We start from the raw sequence: 21,378 nt of genomic DNA, 5'->3' as shown, positions 1-21,378 counted from the left end.
CTACCAGGAGCCCCAGCCGCCGAGGCACTCCACGCGCACATAGCCCCAGTCGTTGGGGCCGAAGTCGAAGGTGGCGGCCCAGCCGTTGTAGACGGGGTGGGCGCCGCGGGTGTGGCCGACCTTGTCGCCCTTCGGGAGGGTCCGCTTGAGGCCGGTGGGGCCGCCGGCGCTGTCGTAGTTGGCGTAGAAGCTCGCCGAGTCGCAGGTGATCACCGCGTGGTCCGGGGTGACCGGGTCGGCGATCGCCGCGGACTGCTGGAGGGCGAAGACCGCGGCGGCTCCGGCGAGGACGGCGAAGGTCTTGCGGATCTTGGTCATCTGGGGGCAACTTCCGCTGGGACGACAGGGGTTGACGCGCGTAGCGAGGCCGAACTCCTGCATATTGGCATGCACACAACAGCCCGACAATGGGGCGGCCGGGGGCAGTGGAGCGGACTTCAGCGCACCCGCTCCCGCGCGGCCCCGAGGGCCGGTTTTCCCTCGGCGTCGGCCTGCGGCGCCTCGCCCCGCAGGCCCAGTCCCGCGGCGAGTACGAGCAGGCCGCCGAGCAGTACGAACGGGGCCGCGGCGCCCGCCGTGCCCGCGAGGAGACCGGCCGCGGCGGGGGCGGCGACCTGCCCGAGGCGGTTGCCGGTCAGCCGCAGGGCCAGGGCGGTGGAGCGGGCCTCGGCGGGCGCCGCCCTGACCACCGTGGTCATGGACAGCGGCTGGCCCACGCCGAGGCAGAAGCCGAGGACCGCGAGGAGCACCGCGAGCGCCCCGACGGGCAGCGGCAGGGCGAGGGCCGCGCAGAGCAGCCCGGCCGCCAGGCAGGTCGCGGTGAGCAGCGCCCGGCGGCCGCACCACCGCAGCATCGGGCCCATCACCAGGCGGCAGGCGATGGTGGCGCCCGCCCGCAGGCTGAGCAGCACGCCGACCACCGCGGGGGCGATACCGCGCTCCTCGCCGACCACCGGCAGATAGGCGGTCAGGATGTCGGTCGCGGAGAGCACGGCCAGGCTGATGAACATGCCCGCGGGTACGCCCCGGGCGCGCAGGATCCGCCCCACCGGCGGCCGTTCGGCGCGAGGGCCGGGGGCGGGACCGGGCCCGCGGTGCTCGATCCGCCAGGTCCACAGCAGGGCGAAGGCGCCGCCCGCGGCGGCGAGCAGCAGGGCGAGCGCGCTGGTGTGGGACCGGTCGCCGCCGATGACGGCACCGGCGGCGACCGGTCCCGCGAGCTGCCCGAGCGAGGCGCCGATGGTGAAGTGGCCGAAGTTGCGGTCCTGCTGCTCGGGCGGCGACTGCCGGGCGACGATCGACTGCGCCCCGATCACGAAGGCCAGGTGCCCGAGGCCCATCACCCCGCTCCACAGGGCCATCGCGCCGAGCGAGCCCGCGGTGCCGCTCAGCGCGCAGCCGCCGGAGATCAGCAGCACGCCCAGCGGCAGCAGCGGGGCGCAGCGGCCCCGGTCGGTACGGCGGCCGAGCGGCACCGCGGCGAAGAGCGGCAGCAGGGCGTAGACGCCCGCGATCACCCCGACGGCGCGCTCGTCGGCGCCGAGGGCGAGGGCCCGGTAGGAGACCGCGGGCCGGGCCATCGAGACGGCGCCCTGCGCGAAGCCGAAGGCGAGGACGAGGCGCAGCAGCCAGGCCCGGTTCGTACCGGCGCTCGCGCGGGGTGCGTACGGCATGGATCGGCGGGGCCCGGCGGCTCAGAGGATGCCGAAGAGGAGCCCGGCGCCGAGCACCACGAGGGAGGTGAGGGCGGCCCACTTGACGGTGAAGCGGGTGTGGTCGCCGAACTCGACCTTGGCCATGCCGACCAGGACGTAGACCGCGGGGACCAGCGGGCTGGACATGTGCAGGGGCTGGCCGACGATCGAGGCGCGGGCGATCTCCAGGTTGGTCACGCCGTGCGCGGAGCCCGCCTCGGCGAGGACCGGCAGGACGCCGAAGTAGAAGCCGTCGTTGGACATGAAGTAGGTGAGCGGCAGGCTCAGCAGGCCGGTGACCAGGGCCATGTGCGGGCCCATCGACTCGGGGATCACCCCGACCAGCCACTTCGCCATGTGGTCGACCATGCCGGTGCCCTGGAGCACCCCGGTGAAGACGGCGGCGGCGAAGACCATCCCGGAGACGTTGAGGACGTTCTCCGCGTGCGCCCCGATCCGGGCCTTCTGCTCGTCCATCCGCGGGAAGTTGACGGTGAGCGCGAGGGCGGCGCCGAGCAGGAAGAGCACCGGGATCGGCAGCCACTCCATGATCATGGCGGTGAGCAGCAGCACGGTCAGGGCGGCGTTGAACCAGTACAGCTTCGGGCGCAGCGTCTCGCGGTCCGGGTCGAGGCCGCGCAGTCCGTCGTTCTCCTCCCCGGCGGGGGCCGCGTGGTCGCCGGTGCCGCCGGATCCCCGCCCGGTGGCGATGCCCCCGGCCGCCTTGGCGCCCGCCCCGACGAGCACCTGCTCGTCCTCGGCGGCGGTCTCCTTCTCGTTCTCCTCCGCCGCACCGGGCGCCGTGAGGATCCCGAGCCGCCTGCGCTCGCGCATGCCGAGGACGTACGAGAGGACGAGGACGGCGAGCAGGCCGACGGCGAGCGCCGGGATCATCGGGACGAAGACGTCGGCGGCGTCGACCTTGAGCGCGGTGGCGGCGCGGGCCGTCGGGCCGCCCCAGGGCAGGGTGTTCATGACGCCGTTGGCGGTGGCGGCGACGCCGGTCATCACGACGAGGCTCATGCCGAGGCGTTTGTAGAGCGGGTACATCGCCGAGACGGTGATCATGAAGGTGGTGGAGCCGTCGCCGTCCAGCGAGACCACCGCGGCGAGCAGGGCGGTGCCGATCACGATGCGCAGCGGATCGGCCTTGCAGAAGCGCAGGATGCCGCGGACGACCGGGTCGAAGAGCCCGACGTCGATCATCACCCCGAAGTAGACGATGGCGAACATCAGCATCGCCGCGGTGGGGGCGAGGGTGCCGACCCCTTCGAGGACGTAGTCGCCGAGATGGGCACCCTTCCCGACGAAGACGCAGAAGAGTGCCGGGATGAGCACGAGCGCCGCGATCGGCGACATCTTCTTCATCATGATCAGGACCAGGAAGGTCGCGATCATGGCGAAGCCGAGGATGGTCAGCATGGGTGGACACCTAACGTTCGCCCTTGAACTCCCCACCGGGCCGGGGGTGCGGACGACGTTAGGTGGCCACTTTGCTGTCATCAAGGCGTAACACTGCGAGCAATAAGAGCAAAACCCCAGCTCAGCCGGGGGTCACCGGTGAGCGCTCGGTACGGCCGCGCTGAGCTGCACCGGAACCGCGTTGAGCACCGCGGTGCCCGAGAGCGGGTCGAGGAGGGTGCCGTCGAGCAGCTGGTTGACGTTGACGCCGGGGTCGGCGGCGGCCACCCGCAGCCGGGTGCCGGGCCGGTCGTGGCCCCAGCCGTGCGGCAGGCTCACCACCCCGGTGCGCACCGTGTCGGTCAGCTCCGCGGGGACCACCACGGCTCCGCCGCCGCCCTCGACGCGTACGGGGGTGCCGTCCTGCACGCCGAGGCGGGCCGCGTCCTCGGGGTGGAGGTGCAGGGTGCAGCGGTTGGAACCACCGGTCAGCGCGGGCACGTTGTGCAGCCAGCTGTTGTTGGAGCGCAGATGGCGGCGGCCGACGAGGAGCAGCTGGTCCGGGCTCTGGTCGAGGGCGGCGCTCAGCCGCGGCAGGTCCCCGGCGATCGGCCCCGGGAGGAGTTCGATGCGCCCGGAGCGGGTCTTGAGCGGTCCGGGCAGCCGGGGCCGCAGCGGGCCGAGGTCGATGCCGTGCGGGTGGGCGAGGACCTTGCTGAGGCTGAGGCCCTCGGGGTCGGCGCCGAAGCCCTCGCCGTACGGGCCGAGGCGCAGCATCATGTCGAGCCGCCGCTCGGCGCCGTCCTCGCCGGTGAGCCGGGCGGTGAGTTCGGCGACCTCGCGTCCGTGCACCGGTGAGCGGGGGTCGGCGACGGCCTTGCCGAGGGTCTGGGCGATCACCAGGGCGTCCACGGCACCGGGGTCGGTGCGCTCTCGCCCCCGCTCGGTCTCGCTCCAGTAGGTGCCGCCCGCCGCGAGGACGAGCCGGGCGAGGATCTCCGACTCGTCGGGGCGCCCCTCGGACCGGGGCAGGGCGGCGCGGCTGTAGCGGACCTGGTTGCGTACCGCGAAGCCGTTGAAGGCGTAGTCGAAGTGGGCGCTCTGCGAGGGCGGCGGCGGGGGCAGCACCACGTCCGCGTGCCGGGAGGTCTCGTTGAGGTAGGGGTCGACGCTGACCATGAAGGAGAGCGAGGCGAGCGCCGCGTCGAGGCGGTCGCCGTCGGGCGCGGAGAGCACCGGGTTGGCGGCGACGGTGAGCAGCACGCGGATCGGGGTGCCGCCGGGCCCCGAACCGTCCGCGCCCGGCTCACCGGCGGTGCCCTCGTCGAAGGTGTCGATCTCCTCCGCGAGGGCGGCGAGCGGGAGTTCGCCCTTGGCCTCGGGGTGGCGGGAGACCCGGCTGTGCCAGCGGCCGAGGTCGAAGCCGCGGCCGGGACCCGCGGGGCGGTGCGCGGCGCGGTCGGTGGCGGAGAGCGGGAAGAGGGCGCCGCCGGGGCGGTCGAGGTTGCCGGTGAGGATGTTCAGTACGTCGACCAGCCAGCTGGTGAGGGTGCCGTGGGCGACGGTGCTGCTGCCGATGCGGCCGTAGACCGCGGCGGTGGGGGCCCCGGCGAGTTCGCGGGCGAGGGCGCGCACCGTATCGGCCGGGACGTCGCAGGGTCCTGCGACCTTCTCCGGGGTGAACTCCCGTACCGCCTCGGCGAGTTCGTCGAGGCCCTCGACCAGGTCCGTCAGGGCGCCGAGGCGGACCAGCTTCTCCTCGAAGAGGACCTGGGTCATCGCGGCGAGCAGCAGGGCGTCGGTGCCGGGCCGGATGGCGAGGTGGCGGTCGGCGAGGCGGGCGGTGCGGGTGCGGCGCGGGTCGACGACGGTGAGGGTGCCGCCGCGGGCGCGCAGGGCGCGCAGCCGGCCGGGGAAGTCGGGCGCGGTGCACAGGCTGCCGTTGGACTCCATCGGGTTGGCGCCGAGCAGCAGCAGGTGGTCCGTGTGGTCGAGGTCGGGGACCGGGATGGCGAAGGCGTCGCCGAAGAGCAGGCCGCTGGAGACGTGTTTGGGCATCTGGTCGACGGTGCTGGCGGTGAAGAGCCCGCGGGTGCCGGTCACCGTGCTGAGCAGCGGCGGGTAGAGGGCACCGGCGACGGTGTGCACGTTCGGGTTGCCGAGGACGATGCCGAGGGCGGCGGGGCCGTGCTCCTCGATCAGCGGGCGCAGCCGCGCCGCGACCGCGTCGAAGGCCTCCTCCCAGCTCACCTCGCGCAGTTCGCCGTCCTTGCGGAGCAGCGGGGCGCTCAGCCGGTCGGGGTCGGCGTCGGCCTGCGGGAGGGCGGCGCCCTTGGGGCAGATGAAGCCCTTGCTGAACACGTCCTCGGTGTCGCCCCGGGCGCCGGTGAGGCGGCCGTCCTGGACGGTGAGGCGGAGCCCGCAGGTCGCCTCGCACAGCGGGCAGACACGGAGGACGGTACGTGGTGCGGACATGAGCGCTCCCGGCGGCGGTGGCTTCCCTGGCACACGGACCCCCCAGAGCATACCGACCGGTAGGCACGGCGCCAGAGGGCCCGCGGGCCGGAGAGCGGCCGGGCCGGCCCGGGGTCAGTCCAGGCGCTTGGCCAGATAGGCCTGGAGCAGTTCGCGCATCTCGGCGATGATCCGCGGGTCGCCCTCGGGGCTCACCCGGAAGGCCAACTGCACCAGGGCGTCGGCCGATTCGACGGCGACCAGGAAGGTGCGGTGCAGGTCCTCGTCGGGGCGGCGGCCGAGGTGGGTGGCGAGCAGTTCGGAGAGCTGGCCCGCGAGCAGGTGGTTGGGGCGGCCCTTCGGGGAGCCGACCGGGATCTGGTTGCCGAAGTCGACGTAGCTGAAGCCGGGCATCGTCCGCTTCATGTCCAGGTACTCGTCGAGCACCGCGTCCATCACGCCGCGCCAGTCCCCCGGCGCCATGGCGGCGAGGCGGCGGGTGATGCGCGCGCTGTAGTCGGCGAGGTTGCGTTCGGCGAGGGCCTCGACCATGGCGCGTTTGTTGCCGAAGAAGCGGTACACGGAGCCGATCGGCACGCCCGCCCGCACGGCGACGGCCCGGGTGCTGAGGTCTTCGTAGCCGGCCTCGTCGAGCAGATCGGCGCAGGCGTCGAGGATCCGGCTGAGCCGTTCGGCGCTGCGCTGCTGGACGGGTGCACGGCGGAGTGAGGTGGAGTGCTGCACGCACTTCATGATGCCCTGCCGCGCGGTCCGGTAATACGAACAACCCTTCCCCTAAGGGGTCGCGTACCGCATGAAAAGGGGCCGATGCGGCACGGCGGACGGAAATCGATACCCGCGGTCACCGGATCTCCCACCGGATCTCCCCCGAAGGGGCGGCGGTTCCCCCTTGCGGGACGGCGAGCACAATCCTACGGTGTCCCATAGGAATCATGGACGAGGGAGCGACGATGAGCGGGGACGCACGCAAGACCGCCGCGGCACTGGAGTACCTCACGGGCTTCGGCAACGAGCACAGCAGCGAGGCGGTGCCCGGCGCCCTCCCGCTGGGCCGCAACTCGCCGCAGCGCGCACCGCTCGGCCTCTACGCGGAGCAGCTGAGCGGCACCGCCTTCACCGAGCCGCGGGCCCGCAACCGCCGCTCCTGGCTCTACCGGATCAGCCCCTCCGCGGCCCACCCCGCCTTCGTCCGCGGCCAGAACGCGGCCGTGCGCACCGCCCCCTTCACCGAGCAGGTCCCCGACCCCAACCGGCTGCGCTGGGACCCGCTGCCCGCCCCCGCGCCCGGTACCGATTTCCTGGCCGGACTGTGGACCCTCGGCGGGAACGGCGACGCCCTGCAGCGCACCGGCATGGCCGTGCACCTCTACCACGCGAACGCCGCCATGGAGCGGGTGTTCAGCGACGCGGACGGCGAGCTCCTGATCGTCCCCGAGCGCGGCGGGCTGCTGCTGCGCACCGAACTCGGCCTGCTCGCCGCCGAACCGGGCCAGGTGGCGCTGATCCCGCGCGGCGTCCGCTTCCGGGTGGAGCTGCTCGACGACAGCGCCCGCGGCTATGTCTGCGAGAACTACGGCGCCCCCTTCCAGCTGCCCGACCTCGGCCCGATCGGCGCCAACGGCCTCGCCAACGCCCGCGACTTCCAGGCCCCCGTCGCCGCCTACGAGGACGTCGAGGGCCCTGTCGAGGTGGTCAACAAGTACGGCGGCAACCTCTGGCACGCCACCTACGCGCACTCCCCGCTGGACGTCGTCGCCTGGCACGGCAACCTCACGCCGTACGTCTACGATCTGCACCGCTTCAACGTCATCGGCTCGATCAGCTACGACCACCCGGACCCCTCGATCTTCACGGTGCTCACCTCGCCCTCGGACACCCCGGGCCTCGCGGGCGTGGACTTCGTGGTCTTCGCCCCGCGCTGGCTGGTCGGCGAGGACACCTTCCGGCCGCCGTACTTCCACCGCAATGTGATGAGCGAGTACATGGGCCTCGTCGAGGGCGCCTACGACGCCAAGCAGGCCGGGGAGGGCGGCTTCGCCCCCGGCTGCGGCTCGCTGCACAACATGATGTCCGCGCACGGCCCGGACCGGGAGACCTTCGAGAAGGCGAGCGCCGCCGAGCTGCGGCCGCAGCGCATGGACGACGGGCTTGCCTTCATGTTCGAGACCCGCTGGCCGGTCCTCACCACCGGGCAGGCGGCACAAGCCGGACACCGGCAACCGGGCTACGACGCCGTATGGCAAGGTCTGGAGCGGCACTTCACACAGGGATAGCGATTTGGGAGAGGCCGTGACCGCTTTCGCCCCGGATTCGATCGTCCTCAACCGCAAACTGCCCCTGTGGTACCAGGTCTCGCAGTCCCTGCGCGCCTCGATACTGGGCCGCCCCGCCGACGCCCCGCTCAGGCTGCCCACCGAGGAGCAGCTCGCGGGGCACTACGGGGTCAGCGTGCTCACCATGCGCCAGGCACTGAAGGAGCTGGAGGACGAGGGCCTCATCAGCCGCCACCGCAGACGCGGCACCTTCATCGAACCGAGCGCCCTGCGCGGCGCCCCGGTACGCCTCCTCGGCTCGGTCGACGCGATCGTGGCCCAGCAGTCGGGCATGAGCACCGAGTTGCTGTCCCACGGCACCGGCCCGGTGCCCGGCGCCCTCGCCGAGCACTTCCCCGGCGCGGCGGAGGTGGCCACGTACCACCGGCTGCGGCGGGACGAGGAGACCGGGGAGCCGACCAACCACGCGGTCAACCACGTACGGGCCGAACTGGCCGCGCGGATCGACCTCGCGGACCTGGAGCGGCGGCCGATGACCAAGGTGCTCCGGGACCTCGACGGGGTGCACATCAGCCGGATCACCGACACCGTCGAGGCGCGGCTCGCGGACCCGGAGACCGCGCGGCTGCTCGAAGTGCCGCTGCTCAGCCCGATCCTGCACTACACCGGTATCAGCTACGACGCCGAGGGCGCGGTCCTGGACGTGGCCGTCATCCGCTACCGCGGCGACCGCTTCTCCTTCACCGTCACCCTGGACGCGCACTGAAGCGAGCGCCCGGAGCCCCTGACGCGAGGAGCCGGAAGCGGGCGCTCGCGTACCCCCGGCCGGCACACCGGCCCCCCTCTGCGCCCTCTCCCCGCACAGCCGACTACCTCAGCGCCGCGCACCCGGAAATCTATGCTCGCCGAGGTAGACATTGGGCAGCGGCGTGGCTATGGTTCTTCTCGTAGCCGAGAGAAACAAGAAGGCCCGGCAGACACGAACTGCCGGGAGGTGGCGCTTCTCCAGGCCACCAGCAGTACGCATCACCGGCAGTACGCGGCGGACGCGGCCTGAGCAGTACGCAGGACGCCCACCCCGCCCGACAAGCAATTGATCACCGAGGAAGGAACGGAGGAACCAGGCACCATCAGGATCGCCCGGGCGGTATGACGAGCCCGGGTACCGCAGGACATCGAAGGTGAGGTGGTCCACGGTCACGCAACCGCGATCCCCGCAGCTCCGGCAGTTTCCGAGCCGGATACGCGGAAACAGAAGGCCGGCGCAGTACCGAGGCCGGCAGATGGTGTAGTAGCTCCTTCGGGGCCCTGGTGCCAGATGGCACCAGGGCCCCTCGACGCGTCCACAGAGAGGTGCGATGACCGCAGACGATTCGTTCGACCGGCTCGACGACGACGACTATCCCGCGTACACGATGGGCCGGGCCGCGGAGATGCTCGGCACCAGCCAGGGCTTCCTCCGGGCCATCGGCGAAGCCCGCCTGATCACCCCGCTCCGCTCCGAGGGCGGGCACCGGCGCTACTCCCGGTATCAGCTCCGCATCGCGGCCCGCGCGCGGGAACTCGTCGATCAGGGCACCCCCATCGAGGCCGCCTGCCGCATCATCATCCTGGAGGACCAGCTCGAAGAGGCCCAGCGCCTCAACGCGGCGTACCGGGCGGGCGGGGCGGCGGATCCACCGCCCCGGGCCCGGAGGCCGGACGGGGGTGCCGGCACCTGAGAGGCGGCATCGCCCGGAAGGCACAGGCGTGCCCGCATTCCGCGCTTCGGTCGAGCCGGAATCTGCGGCCGCCGGACGAGGATGTGACACACGGCGCGGGGACATTGCCGCCGGGCCGGACCGGGGCGGGTATTCCGCGCGGCGGCGGGCCGAAACGGCGTGCTAGTGTCGATCCCGGTTGTCCACGCGGTTTTCGAACCCCCAGCAGCTCCGAGCGGCCTCCGCGCCGCATACGGGAGCGCTTGATACTTCCGGTCACTTCCGGGTCGTTTCCGGGTCATTTCCGGTCAGGGCGTCATCGCGGCAACACGGTATCCGCGCCTGCGGATCCCTGCGTACTGCCCCAAGGAGATGCGACATGGCTTCCGGTACCGTGAAGTGGTTCAACGCGGCCAAGGGCTTCGGCTTCATCGAGCAGGAAGGCGGCGGCCCCGACGTGTTCGCCCACTTCTCGCAGATCGCCGCCGAGGGCTTCCGCGAACTGGTCGAAGGCCAGCAGGTCACCTTCGACGTCGCCCAGGGCCAGAAGGGCCCCACCGCCGAGAACATCGTCCCCGCCTGAACACCCGAAGCGCACTCCGCCGCCGGGGCCCGCATCCGCCGGGATGCGGCCCTCGGCCGCGGGCATTTCCCGCACCCGGTCCCACCTGCGGCGGCGAACGCCGCCCGCGGACCGCGGCAGGGGCACGGAGAATTCCCGCTCCGCGCTCCGCCGGCGCCCCGCTTTCCCTGTCCGCCCGATGCCCTGCCTTTTCCGCTTTTCCGGCACGGGCCTCCCGCGGACAGCTGTCCTTTTCCATTCCCTCCGGCTCGTCCTTGCGATTCCCGCGCCATTCCCGGCTGCCGGAATTCCTTGATACGTGCCGTATCAAGGAAGGTTCTCGATGAACCCCACACGTACGAACAACCGCTCCGCACGCAACCGCCGCCGCTCCGGCGGTGCCTCCTACGGCTCCGGTACGGTCCCCGCACCCCGGTTCGGCCGCTCCGGCGCACCGGGCAGGTCCGGCAACCCCGGCCGGTCCGGGAACGCGGGCGGCTCCGGCGGCCGTGGCCGACGGCCCGCCGCCATCCAGGAGTTCGCCCTGCCGGAGACGGTCACTCCGCCGCTGCCCGCCGTCGAGTCCTTCACCGACCTCGACCTGCCCGCCGAGCTGCTGGCCGCGCTCACCGCCCAGGGCCTGACCGAGCCGTTCCCGATCCAGGGCGCGACGCTGCCGAACTCCCTGGCGGGCCGCGACGTCCTGGGCCGCGGCCGCACCGGCTCCGGCAAGACGCTGGCCCTCGGCCTGCCGCTGCTCGCCCGGACCGCCGGAGGGCGCGCCGAGACCCGCCGGCCGCTGGCCCTGATCCTGGTCCCCACCCGGGAGCTCGCCCAGCAGGTCACCGACGCCCTCACCCCGTACGCCCGGGCCGTCAGGCTGCGCCTGGCCACCGTGGTCGGCGGGATGCCGATCCGCAAGCAGGCCAACGCGCTGCGCGACGGCGCCGAGGTCGTGGTCGCCACCCCCGGGCGCCTCAAGGACCTCATCGACCGCGGTGACTGCCGCCTCGACCGGGTCGCCGTCACCGTCCTCGACGAGGCCGACCAGATGGCCGACATGGGCTTCATGCCGCAGGTCACCGCCCTCCTCGACCAGGTGGGCGCCGACGGCCAGCGGATGCTGTTCTCGGCCACCCTGGACCGCAACGTCGACCGCCTGGTCCGCCGCTACCTCAGCGACCCGGTCGTCCACTCCGTCGACCCCTCCCAGGGCGCGGTGGTCACCATGGAGCACCACGTCCTGCATGTGCAGGGCGCCGACAAGCACCGGATCACCACGGAGATCGCCGCACGCGAGGGCCGGGTGATCATGTTCGTGGACACCAAGCGCGCCGCGGACCGCCTCGCCAAGGACCTCCTCGGCAACGGGGTACGGGCCGCCGCCCTGCACGGCGGGAAGTCCCAGCCCCAACGCACCCGTACCCTCGCCCAGTTCAAGACCGGGCACGTCACCGCCCTGGTGGCGACGAACGTGGCGGCCCGCGGCATCCACATCGACAACCTCGACCTCGTCGTCAACGTGGACCTGCCGAGCGACCACAAGGACTATCTGCACCGCGGCGGGCGCACCGCCCGCGCGGGCGAGTCCGGCCGCGTCGTCACCCTGGTCACCCCCGAGCAGCGCCGCGAGATGACCCGGCTGCTGGCCGCCGCGGCCATCCGCCCGCAGACCGTCCAGGTCCGCCCCGGCGACGAGGCCCTGCACCAGGTCACCGGCGCCCGGACCCCCTCCGGTGTGCCCGTCGTCCTCGCCGAGCCGACGCCGGCGCCCCAGCCGCGCAAGCGCGGCGCCTCCTCCCGCGGCCGCCGCGGCCCGGGCGCCCGGCGCGGTGGCGGCAACGGGGGCGGGCGCCAGTCCACCCTCGGCAAGGCCGCCTGAGCGGCAACTGCCCTGCGGCCGCCGGGCTTTCAGCGGCGCCCGGCGCCCGATGCCGGACCGTCACGGGCACCGGCGCCCGGCCTGGACCGGAACGCACTGCGGGCCCCGCCGATGTCGGCGGGGCCCGCGGCCCGGCACCCGGACCGCGCCGGACCGCGGGGGCTCAGGGGTCCTACCGGGTGCGGTAGGCCTCCAGTTCACCGATCGAGGTGAAGGTGCGGGTGCCGCCCGGGGCGCCGATGATCCGTACGCCGTCTCCGGCGACCGGGGCGAAGCTCAGCTCGTAGGTGCGGTGCGGGCCCGCCGAGGAGTTGTAGGGGTAGGCCGGGGCGGTGCTCAGCTGGGAGACGTCCTTCCAGACGCCCTTCTGGCGCACCTGCACCCGCAGGTCCCGGGCGAACCAGCCGCCGTCGGGGAACATCGCGCCCGTGGTGTAGGCGACCTTGTCGAGCGTGTACTGCCGGGGCCAGGTGAAGCCCCACCAGCTGTCGGCCTTGGCCTCGTCGTTCCAGTCGTCCTCGGACTCGGTGCGGTTGCCGTTGTTGTAGAAGCCGCTGTTGCCGAAGTGCGCGACCCGCTCGGTGGGCACGGTACCCGGTTCGCGGGCCAGGTTGCGGGCCGCGTCCGGCGGGTTGTCCGGCGCCGAGGAGGTGGCGGGCGCCAGCTTCAGCTGCCGCAGGGAGTAGGTGTACGACCAGTGGTCGCCCGCGGGCACTCCGCCGCCGCAGGGGCAGGCATTGGACTGCAGCCACATCGAACGGCCGTCCGCGCTCAGGTACTTGGAGGGGATCGTGGTCGCGTAGCCGCCGTGCTTGGCGTGCGTCCACGGATAGCCGCCGAAGTCCTTGGCGTCGAAGCGGCGCCAGGGGCCCCAGGGCGTCGGCGACTCGTAGAACTCGAAGGTGTACTCGGTCCACGAGGTGTACAGATAGCGGCCGAGCGGCTTGTTGTAGACGACTCCGCCCTGGCTGATCACGCTCATGTTCTTCGCGCGGCCCGCGGTGTAGACGTCCGGGTAGACCCGCCGGTCGTCCTCGATGACGGCCTTGCGGCGGGCGATGTCGGCGCTCCACACCGGCTTGCCCGCGCTGTCGCTGCCCGCGGCGAACTCCCAGGCCGCCCGGTTCATGATCTCCGCGCGCGGCACCCGGGCCAGGAAGACCTGGGTGGGGTCGGGGACCGAATCGTCGAAGGAGTCGCGCCAGTTGTGGTCGAGTCCGTAGGCGTAGACGTAGCCGTCGGGCGCGTTGCCGTAGGCCTTGCCGTAGTCGAGGAACATCACCGTGGTGAACAGGCCGTCCGGGAACATCGGCCCGGACCTGTCCCACTGCCAGGTGCGGCCGTGGTCGGTGGACTTGGCGACGGTGGCGGCGGGCGCGTCGTTGAAGTCGAAGGCGAGGTCCTGCACGGCGAGGTAGAGGTCCCCGCCGACGCAGGCCATCCCGGTGGGCTTACGGGTGTGCTCCGCGTTCCAGACCTGGCCCACGGCGTCGCCCTGGGAGAGGCTGGTGCCGCGCAGGCTGCCCGGCATGCCCTCGATCCGGGCCACCCCGATGTCGCTCATCGGGGCCCCGAAGCCGACCCCGTCGCCGTAGGCGGTGTAGACGTGGTCGTCGTCGGACCAGCAATTGGGCCACAGATCACCGTGGTTGACGTTGTCGCCGACCGCGGGGGCGCCGACCGTGGCGCCCGGGGCGACGTCCACGGTGGCGAAGAAGTCACTGGCCGGAGGCGAGACCGCGGGCCGGGCCGGGGCCCCGGATCCGCGGGCCGGGGCGTCGCTGCCGCTCGCCAGGGGCGCCGCGGTGGCGGCGAGGCCCAGGGCGAGCGCGGCTGAGGCGAGCGTCCTGGTGAAGGTCCGCCGTCGGCGGGGTCGTACCACTGCGGGCATGAGCAGCTCCCGTGGCCGGGTCGTGGAGGGGTGAGCGTGCGCGGTCCGGTGGAGCGGGGAAGCAGAGCGTGGAACCGAGCGCGGCGCCGCGCGTGGAATTGAGCGTCGCGCGGCGCGGTAATCGATTTCAGCGGCACCGTAGACGTGCCGCCGGGGCCGGTCAAGCCCCGGCGGCAGAAGTCCTGTTGACGGGTGGGAGCGAGACGCTCGACGGCACCGGGGGCCGGCTGCGCGAGCGGCCCGCGATCAGGCCCCGGGGCCGGCCGTGCTCTCCCGCGCGTGCAGCTCGGTGCGGAGCACCACCGTCTGCAGGGGCCGCTCCCCGCCGCTGATCCGCTCCTGCAGCAGGGTGGCCGCGGTGAACCCCAGGTCGTACGAGGGCAGCCGGACGGTGCTCAGACTGGGCCTGACCAGCGGGGCCCAGGGGATCTCGCCGAAGGAGAGCACCCCGAAGCCGGGCGCCGCGAGCCCGGCCTCGGCCAGGGCCTGGAGGGCACCCACCGCCATCAGGTTGTTGGCGGCGAAGACGGCGTCCGGCGGCTCGGGCAGGGCGAGCAGTTCGCGCATCGCGCGGTGGCCGCCCTCGACCCGGAAGTCGGCGTAGCGGATGCGCTCCTCGCGCAGCGCCTCGGCGGCCCGGGTCTCGGTGGGGTTCTCCCGGACGAAGTCCCGTACCGCGGTGCGGTATCCGGCGAGCCGCTCCTCCGAGGTGGAGGCGCCCTCGGGTCCGGTGAGGCAGGCCAGGCGCCGGTAGCCGCGCTCGAAGAGGTGCCAGGTGGCCTCCTCCGCGCCGTGCGCGTTGTCGACCAGGACCACGTCCACGGTGGAACCGCGCGGGCGCCGGTCCACCGCGACCACCGGCATCTTGCGCGATTCGAGGGCCGAGAGGTCGGTACGCGAGCGGGAGGCGGCGGCCACGATCACCCCGGCCATCTGCTCGGCGAGCGCGATCTCCAGATACCGGCGCTCCTTGGCCACGTCCTCGTCGGTGTTGCAGAGCACCACCGAGAGGTTGGTCTGCTGGGCGGCGTCCTCGACCCCGCGGGCCATGGCGGTGAAGAAGGGGTTCTCGATGTCGGGGATGAGCAGGCCGATCACGCTGGCGCGCTGGGTGCGCAGCGAGCGCGCCACCCGGTTGGGCGCGAAGCCCAGCTCGGTGGCGGCTGTCCGGACCCGTTCCGCGCGTTCGGCGGTGACCCGGCCGCCGTTGAAGACCCGGGACACGGTCGCCGGGGAGACCCCGGCCGCGCGTGCCACGTCGTGGATGGTTGTCGCCACTGCTGCTCCCGCCCTCTGTGCCCCGGGGCGGGTGTCGGCGCGCGGACCGGCTTCTTTGCCGCTCCGCGTCGCACCCCTTGACACCCCGGTGAGACGAACCCTACGTTCGCGTGAAATGGATTTCAAGTGATCCACCCGTCCGGGCATTCCGGACTCGTTGCTGCTCAACTCCCCCTTGTCTCCCCCGTGTTGGCAGGGCTTTGGCAGGGAAAAGCAAGAAATCGTTTTCAGACCTGGAGCCGCGTGTGTGGACCCCGTACGGCATGGACGCCCTCTCCCTGCGCAGCAGCGCGGTGAGCCGCTCGATCAGCGCGGAGAACCCGACCGGCGCCAAGGGCGGCGGGGGCCGGGCGACCGAGGGCACCGGGGCGAAGGCCGCGAGCCTGCTCGGGCGCGGCTGGAAGATCTCCCCCAGCATCGACATCGCCCCCGGTGAGACGGCCGAGCTGGCCGACATCGCGGGCCCGGGCACCATCCGCCACCTGTGGTGCACCACCGCCCCGCACCGCGCCTGGCGCGGCACCCTGCTGCGGATGTACTGGGAGGGCGCCGAGGACCCGGCCGTCGAGGTGCCGCTCGGCGACTTCTTCGGCCAGGGCTGGAACCAGTACGCCCAGCTCTCCTCCACGATGGTGGCCGCCAATCCGAACGGCGGCCTCAACTCCTACTGGCCGATGCCCTTCCGGGACTCGGCGCGGATCACCCTGGAGAACCTCTCCGCGGAGACGGTCACCCTCTACTACCAGGTCGACTACGAACTGGGCGAGGTCCCGGCGCAGGCAAGCTATCTGCACGCCCGCTGGCGGCGCAGCAACCCGGTCCCCCGCGGCGAGGTGCACACCCTGCTCGACGGGGTCAGGGGCCAGGGCCACTACGCCGGCACCTACCTCGCCTGGGGCGTCAACAGCCCCGGCTGGTGGGGCGAGGGCGAGGTGAAGTTCCACCTGGACGGGGACGAGGAGTTCCCCACGATCTGCGGCACCGGCACCGAGGACTACTTCGGCGGCGCCTGGAACTTCGACGTCCCCGAGCAGGGCTACACCGCGTACACCACGCCCTTCCTCGGCCTGCACCAGATCCTGCGGCCGGACGGGCTCTACGCCAGCCAGCAGCGGTTCGGGATGTATCGGTGGCATGTACCCGACCCGGTGCGCTTCGCCGAGGACCTGCGGGTCACGGTGCAGAGCCTCGGCATCGGCCCCGGGCACGACAACGGCCTGCCGCACCGCTACCGGCACACCAGTGACGACCTGGCGAGCACCGCCTTCTTCTATCTGGACGCCCCGGACTCCCCCGCTTCGCGGCCGCCCTCCCCCGGCCGCCTGGACCTCGAAGTCGACTGACCCGCGGGCGAGTTCGACTCCGGGGTCGAGGCGGCCGCCCACCGGCCCGCCGCCCACCCCGCGCCCCGCCCCCTCCGTACCCGATCCCCCGTACCCGATCCCCGCACGCGACCCGACACGAGGACAGGAGCACCGCTCATGCTCCAGCACGGCAAGGACGCCGCGCCCCCGCCGCCCACCCGCCGCCGGTTCCTGACCGGCATGGCCGGTGCGGCGGGGGCCCTGGCCGCCCCGGCGGCGCTCACCGGCTGCGGCTCGGCGGGCTCCGGCGGCGGCGAGCTGGTCTTCTGGAACTTCTACGGACCCCAGCACGGGCCCGACCCGGCGGCCAACCGGCAGAGCGAGTGGTTCACGAAACTGGTCGCCGACTGGAACGCCCGCGAACGCGTGAAGGTCAGGCTCCAGTACCTGCCGACCTCCGCCTACCTCAACGGCTCCAAGGTGCCGACCGCCTTCGCGACCGGCGCGGGCCCGGACATCTTCCTGTGCAGCCCCGGCGACTTCCTGCGCTACTACAACGGCGGCGTCCTGGAGGAGCTGACCCCGTACCTGGACAAGGGCGTGGTCGAGGACTACGGCTCCACGCTCACCAGCCGCATGGTCGGGGACAAGGTCTACGCGCTGCCGATGGAGAACGAGCCGCTCGCGATGTTCTACGACGTGGGCGCCTGGGAGAAGGCGGGCCTGTCCGAGGGCGACATCCCGGGGACCTGGGACCAACTGCTCGACGTCGGCGACAAGTTGCGCCGCCGCGGACGGGCCGGACTGGTCTTCGAGACCCAGCCGGGCTACTTCCAGAACTTCACCTGGTACCCCTGGATGTGGCAGGGCGGCGGCGACGTCCTCGACCGCGAGGGCGCCCCCGCCTTCGACTCCCGCGCCACCCGCCAGGCCCTCCAGCTCTGGCAGGACGCGGTACGCCACGGCATCGCCCCGCGCACCAACCCGGCCGCGGGCGACCTGGTCGCCGGCTTCCGCTCCGGTCAGGCCGCCCTGTGGCAGAACGGCATCTGGCAGGTGGCCGGCTTCAAGGCGGCGGCACCGAAGTACCGCTACGGGGTCTTCAAGCTGCCGGTGCCCGCGGGCGGCAAGTACGTCACCGCGCTCGGCGGCTGGTCCTTCTGCGCCAACGCCCGGGGCCGCGACCCCGAGGCCGCCGCCCGCTTCTGCGCCTGGGCGCTCGGCAGCATGCGCGAGGACTGCGTCGCGCGGATGACCGAGTGGTGCACCGTCGCCAAGTCCGATGTGGCGCCGCGTACCTCGGCCCTCGAACTGGGCGCGCGCAAGGGCGGCTACGACGCCGCGGCGATGCGCGCCTTCAAGGACGAGATCTTCCCCGGCGGCCGCGCCGAGCCCCGCTACCCGCCGGTCGTCTACAAGGCGATCTCCGACGCCGTCCAGGGCAGCATGCTCGCCGGCCGCTCCGTGTCCTCCCAGGCCGAGCGCGCCGCCGAGTCGATCGCCGCCTACACCAAGAGCTACCAGGGGGCGAGTTTGATATGACCAGCCTCGGCACCGTGCCCGACACCGCCGCCCGGCGCCCGGCCCGCGCCGCGCGCGAGCGCCGGCGGCTCAGCCGCAAGCACCGCGAGTGGCTCGCCGCCGCGCTCTTCCTCGCCCCGGACTGCATCGGGCTGCTGCTCTTCGTCGGCATCCCCATGCTGCTCTCGATCTTCCTCGGCTTCTTCCAGGTCAGCGGCTTCGGCAGCTACCGCTGGGTCGGCCTCGGCAACTACGAGCGGATGATGTCCGATCCGCTGTTCTGGGACGCGATGCGGATCACCGCGATCTACGTCGTCGTCCTGGTGCCGGTGCTCTTCGCGGTCAGCCTCGGCCTCGGCCTCCTGGTCAAGCAGAAGCTGCCCGCCGTCGGCGCCTTCCGTACCGCGCTCTTCCTGCCGTACGTGATCAGCCTCGTGGTGGTCGGGCTGCTGTGGAAGTTCCTCCTGGACGACCAGGTGGGCGCCGTCAGCGGGGCCATCGAGGACGCCGGGCTCGGCCATCACTCCTGGCTCGGCGAGCCCTCCCTCGCGCTCGCCTCGCTGATCGCGGTGACCGTCTGGGTGATGATGGGCTACTACATGGTCATCTTCCTGGCCGGCCTCCAGGAGATCCCGCAGGAGTTCTACGAGGCCGCGAAGATCGACGGTGCCGGGCCCTGGCGGACCTTCCGCAGCATCACCTGGCCGCTGCTGCGCCCCACCAGCTTCTTCGTCCTGCTGATGTCCACGGTGGCCGCGCTGACCGGCGGGCTCGACCTGATCTTCGTCCTGACCTCGGGCGGACCCGCCAACGGCACCTCGCTGGCGATCTTCTACATCTACCAGCAGGCCTTCATCTTCGGCGAGTACGGCTACGCCTCGGCGCTCGGCTCCTTCCTGGTGCTGATCATGGTGCTGGTCTCGGCCGTGGTCTTCCGGGTCACCCGCGGCGGGAGGTTCGACGATGGCGAATGAGACCCTGACCGGCTCGTCCGGGAGCCGGGGCGACTCCCCGCCCGCCGTGCGCGCCCGGCGCGGCATCGGCCGCGCGCGCTCCGCCCGGGCCGGTCTGACCCTGCTCGCGCTGGTCCTCGCCGTGGCCTCCGTGCTGCCGGTGCTCTACATGGTCTCGGCCTCCTTCAAGAGCCGGGACACGGTCACCGACGGGAAGCTGTTCCCGAGCGAGTTCACCTTCGACAACTACCGCTATGTCTTCACCGAGGTGCCCTTCACCCGGTACCTGCTCAACAGCTTCCTGATCTCCGCGGTGATCACCGTGGTGGCGCTGCTCTTCCACTCGATGGCCGCCTACGCGCTGGCCCGGCTGCGCTTCCCGGGCCGGGAGAAGCTGTTCGCGCTGATCTTCTCCACCCTGCTGGTGACCGCCCCGGTGGTACTGATCCCGCTCTTCCTGGTGGCCAGGGAGCTGAACCTGCTCGACAGCTACGCGGGCCTGATCATCCCGGCGATCTTCAACGCCTTCGGCATCTTCCTGCTGCGGCAGTTCTACCTGGGGCTGCCGCGCGAGCTGGAGGAGGCGGCGATCGTCGACGGCTGCGGGCACTGGCGCGTGTACTGGTCGATCGTGCTGCCGATGTCCCGGCCGATCCTCTCGGCGCTCGCGGTCTTCTTCTTCCTGGCCAACTGGAACGCCTTCGTCTGGCCGCTGGTGGCCACCAACGACCCGGATCTGACCGTGGTCCAGCTCGGCATCTCCACCCTGCAGAACCAGTACACCTCGAACTGGAACTACATCCTCGCGGCGGCCACCGTCGCGGCCCTGCCGATGCTCGCGCTCTTCTTCGCCTTCCAGCGGCAGATCGTGGAGTCCATCAAGACGTCCGGCATCAAATGACCCTCCGGCGGCGGGCGCCCGGCCCCGGCAGCCGCGCCCCGCCCCCGCGTCCGCCGCACCCGACCACCCCGCACATCCGCCGCACCCCACCCCACGGAGGCACCTTCATGGCACGCATCGGTCTGCTCTCGCTCTCGGACGGGCGCGACTTCGTCCACCGCGACGTCACCGAGCACATCGCCCGCGCCGCCCGCGAACTCGCCGCCATGCTCACCGAGGCCGGGCACGAGGTGGTCCTCGCCCCCGAGCAGGTCAGCAGCAACACCCTCGCCACCAGCCAGGCCCGCTGGCTCAGCGACCAGCACCTCGACCTCACGATCTTCCACCACTCGGTGTGGACCTTCCCGCACTTCACCATGCTCGCCGCCGAGGCCACCCGGGGCCCGCTCCTGATGGTCGCCAACATCGACCCGCAGTTCCCCGGCATGGTCGGACTGCTCGCGGGCGGCGGCGGCCTGGACCAGATAGGCCGGGTGCACAGCCGCGCCTGGGGCGACCTCGGCGAACCGGCCGTACGCGAGCGGATCCTCGCCGAGGTCCGGGCGGCCACCGCGGTCCAGCGACTGCGCGGCTCCACCTTCGGGCGGATCGGCGGGCGCCCGATGGGCATGTACACCGCGGTCGCCAACACCGACCAGTGGATGCGGCAGTTCGGGGTGGACGTCGAGGAGATCGACCAGTGGGAGATCGTCCGGCGCAGTGAGAACGCCTCGCAGACCCGGGTCACCGCCGCCCGCGAGTGGCTGGAGAAGCGCGCCGCGGGCGTGCACTACGACGGCAAGCAGCTCACCCCCGAGCTCCTGGAGCGCCAGATCCGCTCGTACTACGCGATGCGGGAGCTGATCGAGGAGTGGAACCTCGACTTCTCCGGCATCAAGGGCCAGCCGGAGCTGACCACCCACTTCTGCACCATGGACGTCGCCGAGGCCTTCCTCAACGACCCCTACGACTGGGAGGGCCCCAAGGAGACCCATGTGACGGCCACCGAGGCCGACATGGACGGCGCGCTGAGCATGCAGCTGCTCAAGCTGCTCTCCGGCGACCCGGTGCTCTTCGCGGACGTGAGGCACTACCACGCCGACCGGGACGTCTGGGACCTGTGCAACTCGGGCCAGCACGCCACCTGGTACGCCGCCCGCTCCGAGGACCCCGCCGAGAACCTCTCCAAGGTCCACTTCCACCCCGAGGTCTTCTACTTCCCCGCGGGCGGCGCCAGCGTCCAGCACCTGGCCGCGCCCGGCGACCTGACCTTCGCCCGGCTCACCCGCGACAGCGGCGAGTACCGGATGCACGTCATGCGGGGCTCCTTCGAGACCTACGACGAGGCCACCAACGACCGGATGATGCGCGCCTCCACCTTCGAGTGGCCGCACGCCTTCGCCCGCCTGGACGCCCCCGCCGACGACTTCCTCGGCCGCTTCGGCTCCAACCACATCCACGCGGTGCCCGGTGACTACGTGGCCGAACTGCGTTCCGTATGCCGCCAGTTGGGGATCCGCTTCGACGGCTTCGGCTCGGCGGCCTGAGCCGGGCGAAGGGCAGG

Annotated in this window: 17 protein-coding genes; 10 read left to right on the top strand and 7 right to left on the bottom strand. The window is 72.4% G+C overall.

The features are described from left to right. The 5 genes from HFV08_RS19850 to HFV08_RS19830 all read right to left on the bottom strand — a co-directional run bounded on the left by HFV08_RS19850 (position 1) and on the right by HFV08_RS19830 (position 6,302). Complete coding sequence (locus tag HFV08_RS19850; RefSeq protein WP_168541089.1) at positions 1 to 318, bottom strand: hypothetical protein; 318 nt, start codon at positions 316 to 318, stop codon at positions 1 to 3. Positions 319 to 437: 119 nt separating this feature from the next. Beyond that, positions 438 to 1,673, bottom strand: a complete 1,236-nt coding sequence (locus HFV08_RS19845; RefSeq protein WP_168541088.1) for an MFS transporter — start codon at positions 1,671 to 1,673, stop codon at positions 438 to 440. Positions 1,674 to 1,694: 21 nt separating this feature from the next. Next, the gene (locus HFV08_RS19840; RefSeq protein ID WP_168541087.1) at positions 1,695 to 3,116 is read right to left on the bottom strand and encodes a CitMHS family transporter; all 1,422 of its coding nucleotides are present in this window, start codon (positions 3,114 to 3,116) and stop codon (positions 1,695 to 1,697) included. 132 nt (positions 3,117 to 3,248) lie between these two features. Continuing rightward, positions 3,249 to 5,570, bottom strand: coding sequence for a molybdopterin-dependent oxidoreductase (locus HFV08_RS19835; protein ID WP_168541086.1), 2,322 nt, complete (start codon positions 5,568 to 5,570; stop codon positions 3,249 to 3,251). 114 nt (positions 5,571 to 5,684) lie between these two features. Then, on the bottom strand, positions 5,685 to 6,302 hold the full coding sequence (locus HFV08_RS19830; protein WP_168541085.1) for a TetR/AcrR family transcriptional regulator: 618 nt from the start codon (positions 6,300 to 6,302) through the stop codon (positions 5,685 to 5,687). A gap of 218 nt (positions 6,303 to 6,520) precedes the next feature. On the opposite strand from HFV08_RS19830, the gene hmgA reads away from it, so the two are divergent. From hmgA to HFV08_RS19805, 5 genes are all read left to right on the top strand, one after another. Continuing rightward, complete coding sequence (hmgA, locus tag HFV08_RS19825) at positions 6,521 to 7,843, top strand: homogentisate 1,2-dioxygenase (protein ID WP_168541084.1); 1,323 nt, start codon at positions 6,521 to 6,523, stop codon at positions 7,841 to 7,843. 16 nt (positions 7,844 to 7,859) lie between these two features. Continuing rightward, positions 7,860 to 8,609, top strand: coding sequence for a GntR family transcriptional regulator (locus tag HFV08_RS19820; protein ID WP_040254873.1), 750 nt, complete (start codon positions 7,860 to 7,862; stop codon positions 8,607 to 8,609). A gap of 592 nt (positions 8,610 to 9,201) precedes the next feature. Then, positions 9,202 to 9,564 (top strand): MerR family transcriptional regulator, encoded by a 363-nt coding sequence (locus tag HFV08_RS19815; RefSeq protein WP_168541083.1) that lies wholly within the window; start codon positions 9,202 to 9,204, stop codon positions 9,562 to 9,564. 358 nt (positions 9,565 to 9,922) lie between these two features. After that, positions 9,923 to 10,126 carry a cold-shock protein gene (locus HFV08_RS19810; protein ID WP_168541082.1) on the top strand — a complete coding sequence of 68 codons (204 nt, stop codon included), beginning with the start codon at positions 9,923 to 9,925 and terminating at the stop codon, positions 10,124 to 10,126. A 322-nt stretch (positions 10,127 to 10,448) separates the two neighbouring features. Next, entirely contained in the window at positions 10,449 to 11,987 is a 1,539-nt protein-coding gene (locus HFV08_RS19805; RefSeq protein WP_168541081.1) for a DEAD/DEAH box helicase, read from the top strand. 172 nt (positions 11,988 to 12,159) lie between these two features. Here the strand turns inward: HFV08_RS19805 and HFV08_RS19800 are convergent, their stop codons facing one another. Both HFV08_RS19800 and HFV08_RS19795 read right to left on the bottom strand, forming a co-directional pair. Then, the gene (locus tag HFV08_RS19800; protein WP_168541080.1) at positions 12,160 to 13,878 is read right to left on the bottom strand and encodes a DUF4185 domain-containing protein; all 1,719 of its coding nucleotides are present in this window, start codon (positions 13,876 to 13,878) and stop codon (positions 12,160 to 12,162) included. 246 nt (positions 13,879 to 14,124) lie between these two features. After that, on the bottom strand, positions 14,125 to 15,156 hold the full coding sequence (locus HFV08_RS19795) for a LacI family DNA-binding transcriptional regulator (protein WP_312885740.1): 1,032 nt from the start codon (positions 15,154 to 15,156) through the stop codon (positions 14,125 to 14,127). Positions 15,157 to 15,401: 245 nt separating this feature from the next. Between HFV08_RS19795 and HFV08_RS19790 the strand changes: the two genes are divergently transcribed. From HFV08_RS19790 to HFV08_RS19770, 5 genes are all read left to right on the top strand, one after another. Continuing rightward, complete coding sequence (locus HFV08_RS19790) at positions 15,402 to 16,499, top strand: glycoside hydrolase family 172 protein (protein ID WP_312885739.1); 1,098 nt, start codon at positions 15,402 to 15,404, stop codon at positions 16,497 to 16,499. Positions 16,500 to 16,637: 138 nt separating this feature from the next. Continuing rightward, positions 16,638 to 18,002: an ABC transporter substrate-binding protein gene (locus HFV08_RS19785; RefSeq protein ID WP_168541079.1), complete on the top strand. Its 1,365-nt coding sequence runs from the start codon at positions 16,638 to 16,640 to the stop codon at positions 18,000 to 18,002. Then, complete coding sequence (locus tag HFV08_RS19780) at positions 17,999 to 18,955, top strand: carbohydrate ABC transporter permease (RefSeq protein WP_168541078.1); 957 nt, start codon at positions 17,999 to 18,001, stop codon at positions 18,953 to 18,955. Before HFV08_RS19785 ends, HFV08_RS19780 begins: the two co-directional genes overlap by 4 nt. Further along, positions 18,945 to 19,835: a carbohydrate ABC transporter permease gene (locus HFV08_RS19775; RefSeq protein WP_168541077.1), complete on the top strand. Its 891-nt coding sequence runs from the start codon at positions 18,945 to 18,947 to the stop codon at positions 19,833 to 19,835. Before HFV08_RS19780 ends, HFV08_RS19775 begins: the two co-directional genes overlap by 11 nt. 107 nt (positions 19,836 to 19,942) lie before the next feature. After that, positions 19,943 to 21,361: an L-fucose/L-arabinose isomerase family protein gene (locus HFV08_RS19770; RefSeq protein ID WP_168541076.1), complete on the top strand. Its 1,419-nt coding sequence runs from the start codon at positions 19,943 to 19,945 to the stop codon at positions 21,359 to 21,361. The last annotated feature ends 17 nt before the right edge of the window (positions 21,362 to 21,378 follow it).

It is taken from the genome of Streptomyces physcomitrii, assembly GCF_012273655.1.
Lineage (GTDB): Bacteria > Actinomycetota > Actinomycetes > Streptomycetales > Streptomycetaceae > Streptomyces > Streptomyces physcomitrii.
Note: the sequence above shows the minus strand (reverse complement) of the source record. Positions and strands in the feature narration are given on the sequence as shown.